The sequence below is a fragment of the Ruminococcus gauvreauii genome, from assembly GCF_025151995.1.
Lineage (GTDB): Bacteria > Bacillota > Clostridia > Lachnospirales > Lachnospiraceae > Ruminococcus_G > Ruminococcus_G gauvreauii.
This window is the reverse complement of record NZ_CP102290.1, coordinates 422,619-435,758: the sequence shown is the minus strand read 5'-3', so window position 1 is coordinate 435,758 and position 13,140 is coordinate 422,619. Positions and strand designations below refer to the sequence as shown.

Annotated in this window: 14 protein-coding genes; all 14 read left to right on the top strand. The window is 47.1% G+C overall.

Going from position 1 to position 13,140, the window contains the following annotated elements; all coding sequences use genetic code 11:
* Positions 1-9: 9 nt before the first annotated feature.
* The 14 genes from NQ502_RS02105 (at position 10) to NQ502_RS02040 (ending at position 13,138) form a co-directional block, all read left to right on the top strand.
* Positions 10-402, top strand: a complete 393-nt coding sequence (locus NQ502_RS02105) for an Asp23/Gls24 family envelope stress response protein (RefSeq protein ID WP_028528073.1) — start codon at positions 10-12, stop codon at positions 400-402.
* A gap of 84 nt (positions 403-486) precedes the next feature.
* Positions 487-888, top strand: coding sequence for a transcription antitermination factor NusB (gene nusB / locus NQ502_RS02100; protein ID WP_028528074.1), 402 nt, complete (start codon positions 487-489; stop codon positions 886-888).
* A 3-nt stretch (positions 889-891) separates the two neighbouring features.
* Positions 892-2,145, top strand: coding sequence for an exodeoxyribonuclease VII large subunit (gene xseA, locus NQ502_RS02095; RefSeq protein WP_044983105.1), 1,254 nt, complete (start codon positions 892-894; stop codon positions 2,143-2,145).
* Entirely contained in the window at positions 2,099-2,317 is a 219-nt protein-coding gene (xseB, locus tag NQ502_RS02090) for an exodeoxyribonuclease VII small subunit (RefSeq protein ID WP_028528075.1), read from the top strand. Before xseA ends, xseB begins: the two co-directional genes overlap by 47 nt.
* On the top strand, positions 2,307-3,194 hold the full coding sequence (locus NQ502_RS02085; RefSeq protein WP_028528076.1) for a polyprenyl synthetase family protein: 888 nt from the start codon (positions 2,307-2,309) through the stop codon (positions 3,192-3,194). Before xseB ends, NQ502_RS02085 begins: the two co-directional genes overlap by 11 nt.
* An 11-nt stretch (positions 3,195-3,205) precedes the next feature.
* Positions 3,206-5,074, top strand: a complete 1,869-nt coding sequence (dxs, locus tag NQ502_RS02080; RefSeq protein ID WP_028528077.1) for a 1-deoxy-D-xylulose-5-phosphate synthase — start codon at positions 3,206-3,208, stop codon at positions 5,072-5,074.
* Positions 5,071-5,886: a TlyA family RNA methyltransferase gene (locus NQ502_RS02075; protein ID WP_028528078.1), complete on the top strand. Its 816-nt coding sequence runs from the start codon at positions 5,071-5,073 to the stop codon at positions 5,884-5,886. The genes dxs and NQ502_RS02075 overlap by 4 nt, the downstream gene beginning before the upstream one ends.
* Before the next feature lies 1 nt (position 5,887).
* Complete coding sequence (locus tag NQ502_RS02070; protein WP_028528079.1) at positions 5,888-6,751, top strand: NAD(+)/NADH kinase; 864 nt, start codon at positions 5,888-5,890, stop codon at positions 6,749-6,751.
* A 41-nt stretch (positions 6,752-6,792) separates the two neighbouring features.
* Positions 6,793-7,251 (top strand): arginine repressor, encoded by a 459-nt coding sequence (argR, locus tag NQ502_RS02065; RefSeq protein WP_028528080.1) that lies wholly within the window; start codon positions 6,793-6,795, stop codon positions 7,249-7,251.
* Positions 7,252-7,270: 19 nt separating this feature from the next.
* Complete coding sequence (gene recN, locus NQ502_RS02060; protein ID WP_028528081.1) at positions 7,271-8,965, top strand: DNA repair protein RecN; 1,695 nt, start codon at positions 7,271-7,273, stop codon at positions 8,963-8,965.
* Between the two features lie 78 nt (positions 8,966-9,043).
* A complete protein-coding gene (gene spoIVB / locus NQ502_RS02055; RefSeq protein ID WP_028528082.1) occupies positions 9,044-10,246 on the top strand; it encodes a SpoIVB peptidase in 1,203 nt (400 codons plus the stop codon).
* Between the two features lie 244 nt (positions 10,247-10,490).
* Complete coding sequence (gene spo0A / locus NQ502_RS02050) at positions 10,491-11,288, top strand: sporulation transcription factor Spo0A (protein ID WP_028528083.1); 798 nt, start codon at positions 10,491-10,493, stop codon at positions 11,286-11,288.
* A gap of 166 nt (positions 11,289-11,454) precedes the next feature.
* Entirely contained in the window at positions 11,455-12,897 is a 1,443-nt protein-coding gene (gene glgA / locus NQ502_RS02045; protein WP_028528084.1) for a glycogen synthase GlgA, read from the top strand.
* A complete protein-coding gene (locus NQ502_RS02040; RefSeq protein WP_028528085.1) occupies positions 12,866-13,138 on the top strand; it encodes a hypothetical protein in 273 nt (90 codons plus the stop codon). The genes glgA and NQ502_RS02040 overlap by 32 nt, the downstream gene beginning before the upstream one ends.
* Positions 13,139-13,140: the final 2 nt, after the last annotated feature.

The window sequence follows — 13,140 nt, the reverse complement described above, 5'->3', positions numbered from 1 at the left end:
GGTTTCGCTATGGCAGAAAATAAAAATGAAAGCAGAGATGCTTATACGATTTACGATGACAAAACGATTGGAACGGTTCAGATTGCAGATGAGGTGGTAGCGATCATTGCCGGATTGGCGGCTACGGAAGTAGAAGGCGTCAATTCCATGGCCGGGAATATAACGAATGAACTTGTGGGAAAACTCGGCATGAAGAATCTGTCGAAGGGTGTGAAAGTCAATGTGTCGGACGGAATTGTCCGTGTCGACCTGAACCTGAATATTAAATACGGTTACGGGATTCCGGAAGTCTGCCGCAAAGTGCAGGACAAGGTAAAATCCGCTATTGAAAATATGACAGGACTTAGCGTATCGGATATTAATATTGGCATTGCAGGCGTGAACCTTGAAAATATAGAATGAGAGATCAAGAGGATGAGGGGGGATCTGTAGAGATCCCCCTTTTTCAGCATCGCGTACTTGCTGACTTTTGAAGTGGAGGAAAACATGGGACGAAGAGAACTGCGGGAAAATATTTTTAAGCTGCTTTTTTTAAGCGCGTTTAACCAGGAAGATGAGATGCCCCGCCAACTGGAACTGTACTTTGACAATCTTGAAGATTTGCAAGAAAAAGATCAGATATATATGGAAGATAAGTTTCGTCTGATCATGGGAAAACTGGGAGAAATCGACGGGCTGCTGAATGAAAAATCATCCGGCTGGAAAACTACCAGAATGAGTAAAGTAGATCTGACAATTCTCAGGCTTGCCGTGTACGAGATCAGGTTTGATGAAGATGTTCCGACCGGAGTTGCCATCAATGAGGCGGTTGAACTGGCAAAACGTTTCGGGCAGGATGAGTCAGCATCATTTGTGAACGGTATTCTGGGAGCCGTCGCGCAGGAGTAGTATATGGGACAGAGTATTTATTCTGTAAAGCAGGTCAATACTTATATTAAAAACATGTTTACCCAGGACTTTCTGCTGTCCAGGATAGCAGTCCGGGGAGAAGTCAGTAATTGTAAATATCACACCTCGGGCCATATCTATTTTTCTCTGAAGGATGAAAATGCTGCAATTGCCTGTGTGATGTTTGCAGGACAGCGTAAGGGTCTGGCATTCCGCATGAAAGACGGCGATCAGGTCGTGGTAAAGGGCAGCGTCAATGTCTATGAGCGCGACGGCAGATATCAGGTGTATGCGCAGGAAATTTCACTGGAGGGAGCGGGGATTCTGTATGAGAGGTTTCTTGCCCTGAAAAAAGAACTGGAAGAGATGGGGATGTTTGCACCGGATTACAAGCAGTCGATTCCGACCGGCATACGGACGCTGGGAGTGGTCACCGCACCGACCGGAGCGGCGATTCGCGATATTTTAAGCGTTGCGAAGCGCAGAAATCCCGGGATTTCCATTATCCTGTATCCGGCGCTGGTACAGGGGGAAGGCGCTAAGGAGAGCATCGTGCAGGGAATACGGGCAATGGATGCTTTGGGCGTGGACACTCTGATCGTCGGAAGAGGCGGGGGATCCATAGAGGATCTCTGGGCATTTAACGAGGAGGATGTGGCGAGAGCCATCTTTGAATGCACTGTTCCTGTGATCTCTGCGGTGGGTCATGAAACGGATGTTACGATCGCAGATTATGTGGCTGATATGCGTGCACCGACTCCGTCTGCTGCAGCCGAACTCGCAGTCGACGATGTGCGTGCAGTGATCGCCCGTATGATGGAGTATCAAAAGCGCCTGAACCTTAATATGACAGGAAGAATCACACTAACGAAACAGCGCCTGCTCAGGCTGAAGACGCAGTTTGGTTATCTGAGCCCCCGCCAGCAGATCATTGAGAAACGTCAGTTCCTGGCGGATGCGGAGGATAAGCTGCACCGGGCGATGGAACAGCAGATTCTGGAAAAACGCCATCTTCTGCAGCTGTATATTCAGAAGATGAAGGGGTTGTCTCCGCTTGATAAACTGAATCAGGGTTTCTCCTACGTGGAAAACCAGGAGGGGAGAGCAGTGACCAGTGTATCGCAGACACAAACAGGAGACGAGCTTAAGATTTATGTCAGCGACGGATTGATCCGGGCAGATGTGACAGAGATAACGGAGGACAGAGTAAATGCAGGAAAAGGACAAAACAGAGAGGACTCTGGAGGAGTCATTTGAGATATTGGATGATATTGTAGCAAAGCTGGAATCGGGGAAGCTGTCACTTGAAGATTCTTTTGGCATGTACCAGTCAGGTATGGAACTGCTGAAGGAATGCAGCAGGAAGGTGGACCTCGTAGAGAAAAAGGTACTGCAGATGGATGCAGAGGGTGAACTTCGTGAATTTTAAAGAGGAACTGAAAAAGCGGACGGAGGAGGCGCAGAATATAATCTTTGCCTTCCTGCCGGCGGAAGAGGGGTTTACAGCGCCGCTCGCAGAAGCGGTCAATTACAATATGAGGGCGCCGGGAAAAAGGCTGAGGCCGATACTGATGCGGGAGACGTGCCGTATGTATGGCGGCAGCGATCACGTGGCGGGTCCGTTTATGGCGGCGATCGAGATGATACATACACATTCCCTGATCCATGATGACCTGCCTGCGCTTGATAACGATGATTACAGGAGAGGCAGGAAAACTACGCATGTGGTCTACGGGGAAGCGATGGCAGTGCTAAGCGGAGATGTCCTGCTCAACTATGCGTATGAGACGGCACTGCGGACGTTTCAGGTTCCGGGAGCGGAAGTGCAGGCGGCTAAGGCGCTCACGATCCTGGCTGAAAAGACGGGGATCCGGGGAATGCTCGGAGGTCAGAGCGTGGACGTGCTGAACGAAGGAAGACCCGTTTCGGCAGAAATGCTGTCTTATATTTATGAGAATAAGACCTCCGCACTGATTGAAGCATCCCTGATGATCGGGGCAGTTCTGGCAGGGGCGCCGGATCATGAGACCGCCCGGCTGGAAGAAGCGGGACGCTATATCGGGCTGGCATTTCAGATTCAGGATGATATCCTGGATGTGACAGGATCAGAGGAAGAACTGGGAAAACCGCTGCACAGCGATGAGAAAAATGAGAAAACGACGTATGTGACATTGGCAGGGCTGAATGCCGCCAGGGAAGAGGTGGCCCGCCTGTCGCATAAGGCGATGCTGCTGCTGGAAGAGAACAGAAAAGAATGCGGGTTTCTGATGGCATTGATTGAGTATCTGGTAACCCGTACAAAGTAGAAGGTTGCGATATGGTATTAGAGAAGATAAAGAAACCAAACGATGTGAAAAATCTGAATAAGGAAGAGCTGGAAATACTGGCGGCAGAGATTCGGGAATTTCTGATCAGTAATCTGAGCAGGACGGGCGGTCATCTGGCTTCTAACCTGGGTGTGGTGGAGCTGACGATCGCGCTTCATCTTGTCCTGAATCTGCCGGAAGACAAACTGATATGGGATGTCGGCCATCAGTGTTACACGCATAAAATACTGACCGGGCGTGCAGATGGATTTGAAAATCTGCGCAGGGCGGACGGAATGAGCGGTTTCCCCAAACGGTGTGAGAGCGATTGTGACTCTTTTGATACCGGCCACAGCTCGACCTCCATCTCGGCAGGGCTCGGGTATGTGCGTTCCAGGGATCTGCTTGGGAAATCTTACCGCGTCATGTCGGTGATCGGCGACGGCGCACTCACCGGCGGCATGGCATATGAGGCGATGAATAATGTCGCAGAGCTGAAAAAGAATTTTATCATTATACTGAATGATAACAATATGTCTATTTCGGATAATGTGGGCGGAATGTCGCGCTATCTTGGCAATATCCGGACTGCGGAGTCCTATACAGAGCTGAAGATGAATGTGACAAACACGCTGAAAAAGCTGCCGAAGATCGGTGAGGGTATGGTGAATGCCATTCACAGGACCAAGAATGGGATCAAGCAGTTTATCATTCCGGGGATGCTGTTCGAGAATATGGGTCTGACATATCTGGGACCGGTGGATGGACATAATGTTCCTCAGATGGTCAAACTCTTTCAGGAGGCGCTTCGCGTGGAAGGCCCGGTGATCGTTCATGTCCTGACCAAGAAAGGAAAGGGGTACGAACCTGCCATGCGTCATCCGGCACGCTTTCATGGGACAGCACCGTTTGAGATTGAAACAGGAATTCCGGTAAGCCGTTCCGGAAAAGCCGCCTATTCCGATATTTTTTCAACAGTCATGAGGAAATTCGGCGACAGGGATGAAAAGGTCGTAGCGGTAACCGCAGCGATGCCGACGGGAACGGGGCTGAAGCGGTTTGCACATATGTTTCCGGATCGGTTCTTCGATGTGGGGATTGCAGAAGAACATGCGGTGACTTTCGCAGCTGGACTTGCCCTCGGCGGGCTGAAGCCCGTGTTTGCGGTTTACTCGTCATTTTTACAGCGGGCGTTTGACCAGGTCCTTCACGATGTCTGCATGCAGAAACTGCATGTGGTCTTTGCCATCGACCGGGCAGGTCTCGTGGGAAGTGACGGTGAAACCCATCACGGATGTTTTGACCTGACGTATTTGTCGATGATGCCGAACATGACAGTGATGGCGCCCAAAAACAAGTGGGAGCTCTCTGATATGATGAAATTTGCGGTGAACTTTGACGGTCCCGTTTCTCTGCGCTATCCGAAAGGTGACGCGTATGAGGGATTACAGGACAACAGGGAGCCGATCGTTCATGGAAAATCCGAAGTGCTGCAGTGGGGCAAAGACATTGCGCTTCTGGCCGTGGGCAGTATGGTAAAAACGGCTCACCATGTGAGCGAACGCCTGAAAGAAAAGGGAATCAAGGCAACACTGGTCAATGTAAGATTTGTAAAACCGCTGGATCATGCGCTGTTTGAGAAACTGGCTGAGACACACAGACGGATCGTGACACTCGAAGAAAACGTCGTGACCGGCGGATTCGGACAGCAGGTAAGTGCGTGGTTTCATGAACATCACCGGGAAGCTGCCGTCGATATTTTTGCAATACCGGATCAGTTTGTCGGTCATGGCAGCGTAGAACAGCAGTACAGGGAACTGGGCATGGATGAGGAATCTGTGTTGAAAAGGATTCTGAAATCCTTAAGTGGAGGAATATGAAAGAACGATTGGATATTCTGGTGGTGAAGAGAGGATTTGCACCATCCAGAGAAAAGGCAAAAGCGGTGATCATGTCCGGCAATGTGTTTGTCGACGGACAGAGAGAGGATAAAGCCGGCTCCATGTTCCAGGACAGCGTGGACATTTCGGTGAAGGAAAATATACTGCCGTATGTCAGCCGTGGGGGACTGAAGCTGGAGAAAGCGATGAGATACTTTGGGGTGGTTCTGGATGGTAAGGTCTGCATGGATGTGGGGTCGTCCACAGGCGGGTTTACCGACTGCATGCTGCAGAACGGAGCGCAGAAGGTCTATGCCGTTGATGTGGGACACGGCCAGCTGGACTGGAAGCTGCGGCAGGATAAGCGCGTCGTGTGTATGGAGAGAACAAACATCCGCTATGTGGTTCCGGAGGACATCGGGGAAGCGCCACAGTTTGCATCGATCGATGTATCCTTTATTTCACTGCTGAAGGTACTTCTTCCGGTGAGAAATCTGCTGACGGAAGACGGTCAGATTGTCTGCCTCATCAAACCACAGTTTGAGGCAGGCAGAGAAAAGGTTGGTAAAAAGGGTGTTGTCAGAGATCCCAAAGTGCATATGGAAGTCATTCGAAAGGTGGCGGATTATGCAGTCAGCATCTCATTTGCGGTATGCCACCTGGATTTTTCCCCGATTAAAGGGCCGGAAGGAAATATTGAATATCTGATGCACCTGCAGAAGCTTCCTGAGGGAAGCATATCACAATATTCGGATATGGATATGGAAGCTGTAGTTGAAAAAGCACACGCTGATCTGGATAAAGGGGTTTGATATGAATTGTTTTTATATCATTACGAACAGTGTCAAAGACAAAGAACTGCTGGTGACACATAAAATTTCCAATTATCTGAAAGAACATGGCAAGTCCTGTGTGATCCAGCAGTCGGACCATGCGAATAACAACGGTTCGTTTCATTATACGGATGTCAGCCAGATTCCGGAAAACGTTGACTGTGTCATCGTGCTCGGCGGAGACGGAACGCTTCTTCAGGCGGCCAGGGATGTGGTGGACAGGCAGCTGCCGCTGTGCGGCATCAATCTTGGAACACTGGGATATCTGGCGGAAATCGACGAGTATTCTGTCTATCCCGCTCTGGATCATCTGATGGGGGATGATTATGAAATCGAACGCAGGATGATGCTGTGTGGAAGTGTTTACCACAACGGGGAACTTCTCGAACAGGATATCGCACTGAATGACATTGTGATCAGCCGTGAGCGGTCGCTGTGCGTGGTGAAATTTCATAATTATGTCAATGATGAATTCCTGAATTCCTATAATGCGGACGGCATCATCATAGCGACACCTACCGGTTCGACGGGCTACAGTCTTTCGGCCGGGGGACCGATCATCTCGCCGGACGCTTCTATGATCCTGATGACACCGCTGGCACCTCATACCCTGAATACCAGAAGCATCGTCTTTTCAGACAACGATAAGATCACCGTGGAAATCGGTCCGGGAAGGGATGAGATGATTGAACGCGGCATGGCGGCGTTCGATGGGGATACAACGGTACCGATGGTCACAGGTGATCGTATTGTGATTGAAAAATCCACAAAAGACACCAGTATTATAAAAATTAATAATGTCAGTTTTCTTGAAACATTACGTAAAAAGATGAATAACAGTTAACTTGAACCATTGGCTATGATTTTCGGCAGGAGGGAATACGAATGAAGATTGCCAGGCATACTCAGATAATAAAGCTGATTAATCAGTATGACATTGAAACACAGGAAGAACTGGCGGAACGGCTGAATGAGAGCGGATTTCGCGTGACGCAGGCGACGGTATCCAGAGATATCAGGGAATTAAGGCTGACAAAAATTGCCCTGGAAAACGGACACTCAAAATATGCAGTTTTTCAGAATCACGATAAAGAACTTGCGACAAAATATATTCATGTGCTGAAGACGGCGTTTGTATCCATGGATCTGGCGCAGAATATCCTGGTAATCAAGACGGTTTCCGGAATGGCCATGGCAGCAGCAGCGGCACTGGATGAAATGCAGTGGAATGAGATCGTGGGCTGCATCGCGGGAGACAATACGATCATGTGTGCGATCCGCAGTGCCGATGAAGCGCTTCTTGTCATGGATAAACTCAAAAGGATGTTGGGCAGTATCCTCTGATAAAAACCGGGAGGTAGTCATGTTAACCAATTTACATGTAAAGAACATTGCATTGATCGATGAAGTGGAAGTGGATTTTGAACGGGGGCTGAATATCCTCACAGGGGAAACAGGAGCCGGGAAATCCATTCTTCTTGATTCGGTCAATCTGGCGCTTGGAAAAAAAATGGCCAGTGACAGTATCGGGAAATTTGGGGATTCTGCACTGGTGGAACTGATTTTTACCGTCGAAAATCCAAGAATCACGGAGGAACTGCAGAAGCTTTCCATAGTTCCGGAAGACGGGCAGGTGATCCTGAGCCGAAAGATCATGGAGGGGCGCAGTATCAGCCGGATCAATGGAGAGACATGTACGGTCAGCCAGATGAAAGCGGCGGCGTCACTGCTGCTTGATATCCATGGACAGCATGAGCACCAGTCACTGCTGTATCCGGAAAAACAGCTGGAGATTCTGGATGAATTTGCCGGTGAGCCGCTTAAGCATCACAAACAGAAGGTAGCAGAATGCTATCATGCATATCAAAAACTGTCCCGCAAACTGCAGGCGTGCAGTATTGATGAAGAGCAGCGCCAGAGAGAGGTTTCATTTCTGGAATTTGAGATACATGAGATTGATGAGGCCAAAGTCAGGCCGGGAGAGGACGAAGAACTGGAACGTCTGTACCGGAAACTTTCCAATTCGAGAAAAATCGTCGAGACACTTCAGGTAGTATATGAAATGACGGGATATGATAACCCTGCTTCGGCGGGAGAGGTGACGGGACGTGTGGTGAGGGAACTGTCGGCTCTGAACGATTTCGATGAAGAACTTTCACGCATTTATTCGCAGGCACTGGATATTGAAAGTATGCTCAATGATCTGAACAGAGATATTTCCGGGTATCTCGGGGATCTGACTTTTTCAGAGGAACTGTTTGCACAGACGGAGGCACGTCTGGATGAGATCAATCGCCTGAAGGGAAAATACGGAGAAAATACAGAAAAAATTTTAAATTACCGGGATGAGCAGCAGAAAAAACTGGATGAGTTGCTCAGTCTGGACGAGCGCAGAGCTGAACTTGCGGGAGAACAGCAGGCCGCACGTGAAAGACTTGAAAAGCTGTGCGAACAGCTGTGCAGACTTCGGAAACATGCTGCGAGAGAACTGGAAAAAAGAATTGTCGATTCCCTGCGGGAGCTGAATTTTCTTCAGGTGGAATTTGAAATTGCTTTCAAACAACTGCATGATTTTTCAAAAAACGGAAACGATAACATTGAGTTTTTGATTTCTACGAATCCGGGTGAAGAGAAACGTTCTCTCTCGAAGGTTGTGTCAGGAGGAGAGCTCTCACGAATCATGCTTGCTGTCAAAACGCTGATGGCTGACAAAGATGATACAGAAGTTCTGATATTTGATGAGATTGATACTGGAATCAGCGGCCGCACTGCACAGAAAGTTGCGGAAAAAATGGCTGAGATCTCCAGGCAGAGACAGGTTTTGTGTATCACACATCTGCCTCAGATAGCAGCGATGGCTGACGCACATTTTGAAATTGAAAAAAATGTGCAGGATACAATTACCGTAACGAGAATCAAAAGGCTTGATGAGCAGGGATCCATGCATGAAATTGCCCGCATGCTGGGCGGAACCAGGATCACTCAGAGTGTTCTTTCCAATGCCTGTGAGATGAAAGAATTGGCACAGGTACATAAAAATACAAGACTGAAAAACTGAAATCATCGCATACTAAAAAAGGATATACAACACTGTATATCCTTTTTTGCAGCTTTTAAAAGAAAAGGATGTGATGAAGTGAGCAACAGTCAGAAATATAGAAGATTTTTGTGGGTGATGCTTTGCCTGTCACTGATGCTGTGTGCCGGTTACTTCTATTATATGGTGCAGTCATCCATACCGGATGAGATCAGCGTTTATGAGGGACAGGAAGAGCAGTTGGATGAAATATTTCCATCGACATTTGTCACATATGATGATAGCCTGGAGGTTTTGGGAAGCGATTCATATCGGATCACCTGCCGGTTATTCGGAGTCGTGCCGGTTAAAACGGTGACCGTGCAGAACGTGGCACAGCGGACCGTCTGTGTCAGCGGTGATACCATTGGTCTGTATATGGAAACAGATGGTGTCATGATCATCGATACAGGAGAGGTGGATGCACAGGATGTCATGTTAAGCGAGCCGGCAAAAAATATAGCGAAAGCCGGGGATTACATTATGGAAGTAAACGGTAAAAAACTGGAAGATAAACAGGAATTAATGCAGATGGTGGAAGAAAGCCAGGGAGACGAGATGCAGCTGTTGGTGAAAAGAGGGGATGAAGAAATTATGCTGGCGCTGCGGCCGGTACTGACGACTGACGGCTCCTATAAACTGGGTATCTGGGTCAGGGATAATATCCAGGGAATCGGAACGCTGACTTTTATGGAAGAGGATGGTACGTACGGAGCACTCGGCCATGGCATCAGTGATATGGATACCGGGGAACTTCTGAGCCTGGAACAAGGGGAGCTGTACAGCGCAAAGATTCTTTCTATCTCAAAAGGCGTCAAGGGAAATCCCGGTGAATTGAAGGGTGTGATCACCTATCAGGAGACGGAAAAACTCGGGGATATCACCGATAATCAGGCGAACGGCATCAGCGGAATGCTGAATGATAACGGGAGGCAGCGCCTGTCGCTGACACCGAAGGAAATCGGGCTGAAACAGGAAATTCAGGAGGGACCGGCCAGTATCCTGAGCAATATTGACGGAACTGTGGAAGAGTATGGGATAGAGATTTCTGATATTGATTATAATGAAAAAAATACAAATAAAAGTTTTGTGATCCATGTGACGGACCAGAGGCTGCTCGGCGCTACCGGAGGGATCGTTCAGGGGATGAGCGGCAGCCCGATTCTGCAGAACGGGAAGCTGGTAGGAGCTGTGACGCACGTATTTATCAAAGACCCATCCCGGGGATTTGGGATATTTATCGAAAATATGCTAAAAGACTGATTTACGGCATTATATATTAAAATCCGATAATTCCCATCTTTAGCAGTCAAAACAGGAGCCTATTTTCCAGCGTCTGGCTTTTTTCGGCAATTCTCTCATGGAAAGTGTCGAACGAAACTTACCAATTTATGGCAGTTTTGCTTGCTTTGGTAAGGAAACATCTCTATAATTGAGTCATGGCAGAGAAAAAAAGTATCTGTTAGGGGCGCCCTGCCGAGAAAAGTAAATGTGCAGGAGGAGAGATATGGAAAAGTTAAATATTGCCATTGCAGATGATAATGAGCGGATCATAAATCTGCTGGGGGAGATCATAAAAGAAGACAGTGATCTGGAACTGGTAGGTCAGGCAGACAACGGTAACGATATCTACAATATCATCAAGGAAAAGGAACCGGATGTTGTATTATTGGATATCATTATGCCGAAGGTTGACGGACTTACTGTAATGGAAAAAGTGAATCAGGACAATTCAATGAAAAAGCATCCTGCTTTTATTGTTGTATCCGCTGTTGGGCAGGAAAGAATCACAGAGGATGCTTTTAATCTGGGTGCGTACTATTACATTATGAAACCGTTTGACAATGATATGATCATCAATCGGATCAAACATGTAAGAAATCAGGCGATGAGCAGAATACGGGATATCAGGAAAATGAGTACCTGTGACAACAAGACCGAATATATGGAAAAAAATCTGGAAGTCGATGTGACCAATATTATCCATGAAATCGGGGTTCCGGCTCATATCAAGGGATATCAGTATCTGAGGGATGCGATCATTATGTCTGTACAGGACATGGATATGCTGAATTCTATCACAAAGATCCTGTATCCGACAATTGCCAAAAAACATCAGACGACGCCGAGCCGCGTAGAACGTGCGATACGTCACGCAATTGAGGTCGCATGGAGCAGAGGAAAGATGGATACCATCGATGAATTATTTGGATATACCGTAAGCACGGGAAAAGGAAAACCGACAAATTCCGAATTTATTGCACTAATTGCTGATAAAATAAGACTGGAATACAAAAATATTTAGTGGAATCGTATATTAAGCTTTCCTTAATATTAAAAATACGATATAATGAGTGTTAGTGAGGAAAGCGTGCTTGCACGTTTGACGAACGGCGAATGTCGATCATGGATTGAAGATTCATGATATAATATTCATAGAATGTCGCATCTAATATTAGGGAGGTTCTAACATGAAAAATGTATTGTTCGTTGCGTCGGAAGCTGTACCGTTTATAAAAACAGGAGGACTTGCGGATGTCGTAGGTTCCCTGCCGAAATATTTTGATAATGAGAAATACGATGTACGCGTGATTATTCCGAAGTATTCCTGTATGAAAGAAGAGTTCAAAGGGAAACTTAAGTTTGTGACCAGTTTTTATCTGGACCTGAACTGGAGACAGCAGTATGTCGGAATCCTGGAGACAGAGTACGAAGGGATTAAATTCTACTTTATTGATAATGAAGAACACTTCAGCGGGGATAAACCGTATTCCGGAATGCCATGGGATCTTGAGAAATATGCATTTTTCTCAAAGGCGGCATTATCCATGCTTCCTGTCATTGGTTTCCGCCCGGACATCATTCATTGCCACGACTGGCAGACGGGGCTTGTGCCTGTATATCTGAAAGAACGTTTTCAGGGTAATGAATTCTATTGGGGTATAAAATCGGTTATGACGATACATAACCTGAAATTTCAGGGTGTATGGGATCTTCGGACGGTGAAAAATATTACCGGCCTTTCGGATTATTACTTTACGCCGGATAAGCTGGAGCATAACCGTGATGCTAATTATTTAAAAGGCGGGATTGTTTACGCGGACGCAATTACGACAGTGAGCGAGACGTATGCGGAAGAGATAAAAGTACCTTTCTATGGTGAGGGACTGGACGGCCTGATGAGGGCAAGAAGCAACAGCCTGAGAGGAATTGTCAACGGGATTGACTATGAAGAGTATAATCCTGAGACAGATCCGGCCATTTTTAAACATTATAACGCAAAGAATTTCAGAAAAGAAAAGATAAAAAATAAAACAGCCTTACAGGAGGAACTGGGCCTGGAAGTGAACCCGAAGATCATGATGGTCGGGATGTGTTCACGTCTTACGGATCAGAAAGGACTCGACCTTGTATCGTATGTGATGGATGATTTATGCCAGGATGCGATACAGCTGGTAGTTCTTGGTACCGGGGACGCCCAGTATGAAAATATGTTCCGGCATTTTGCATGGAAGTATGGCAATAAGGTTTCAGCGAATATCTATTATTCGGAACCGATGTCACACAAAGTCTATGCATCCAGCGATGCGTTTTTGATGCCTTCGCTGTTTGAACCGTGTGGTTTGAGCCAATTGATGAGCCTGCGTTATGGTACGGTACCGATTGTTCGTGAAACAGGAGGATTGAAGGATACCGTAGAACCTTATAACGAGTTTGAGAGCACTGGAACAGGATTTAGTTTTACAAATTACAACGCGCATGAAATGTTGAATACGATCCGCTATGCGGAACGTGTCTACTATGATAAAAAGAGGGAGTGGAATAAAATAATTGACCGGGGGATGGCACAAGACTTTTCCTGGAATCATTCGGCAGCAAAATATGAAGAAATGTATAATTGGCTGGCACCGTAAGTGCCGGTGGGCGGACCGCATCAGTGATGGTGCGGTCTTTCTTCATTTTACGGGAATCTGCATTACTTTCTTGCATACGGCGCCGGTGTTTAGTATACTGGTATCAGCATACAAATCTCATCTCATGATTTCCGGAATCCGGAAAAATCCCATGGTACAAAATGATATTGACAAAACGGCAAATATGTACTACTATATGAAACAGAGGACGAACATAAGTTCGCATTATTACTGGAGGTAAGC

Excerpts from the sequence above, each read along its gene's own strand:
- NQ502_RS02105 (WP_028528073.1), top strand. The coding sequence starts at position 10 with ATGGCAGAAAATAAAAATGAAAGCAGAGATGCTTATACGATTTACGAT.
- nusB (WP_028528074.1), top strand. The coding sequence starts at position 487 with ATGGGACGAAGAGAACTGCGGGAAAATATTTTTAAGCTGCTTTTTTTA.
- xseA (WP_044983105.1), top strand. The coding sequence starts at position 892 with ATGGGACAGAGTATTTATTCTGTAAAGCAGGTCAATACTTATATTAAA.
- xseB (WP_028528075.1), top strand. The coding sequence starts at position 2,099 with ATGCAGGAAAAGGACAAAACAGAGAGGACTCTGGAGGAGTCATTTGAG.
- dxs (WP_028528077.1), top strand. The coding sequence starts at position 3,206 with ATGGTATTAGAGAAGATAAAGAAACCAAACGATGTGAAAAATCTGAAT.
- NQ502_RS02075 (WP_028528078.1), top strand. The coding sequence starts at position 5,071 with ATGAAAGAACGATTGGATATTCTGGTGGTGAAGAGAGGATTTGCACCA.
- NQ502_RS02070 (WP_028528079.1), top strand. The coding sequence starts at position 5,888 with ATGAATTGTTTTTATATCATTACGAACAGTGTCAAAGACAAAGAACTG.
- argR (WP_028528080.1), top strand. The coding sequence starts at position 6,793 with ATGAAGATTGCCAGGCATACTCAGATAATAAAGCTGATTAATCAGTAT.
- recN (WP_028528081.1), top strand. The coding sequence starts at position 7,271 with ATGTTAACCAATTTACATGTAAAGAACATTGCATTGATCGATGAAGTG.
- spo0A (WP_028528083.1), top strand. The coding sequence starts at position 10,491 with ATGGAAAAGTTAAATATTGCCATTGCAGATGATAATGAGCGGATCATA.
- glgA (WP_028528084.1), top strand. The coding sequence starts at position 11,455 with ATGAAAAATGTATTGTTCGTTGCGTCGGAAGCTGTACCGTTTATAAAA.
- NQ502_RS02040 (WP_028528085.1), top strand. The coding sequence starts at position 12,866 with ATGAAGAAATGTATAATTGGCTGGCACCGTAAGTGCCGGTGGGCGGAC.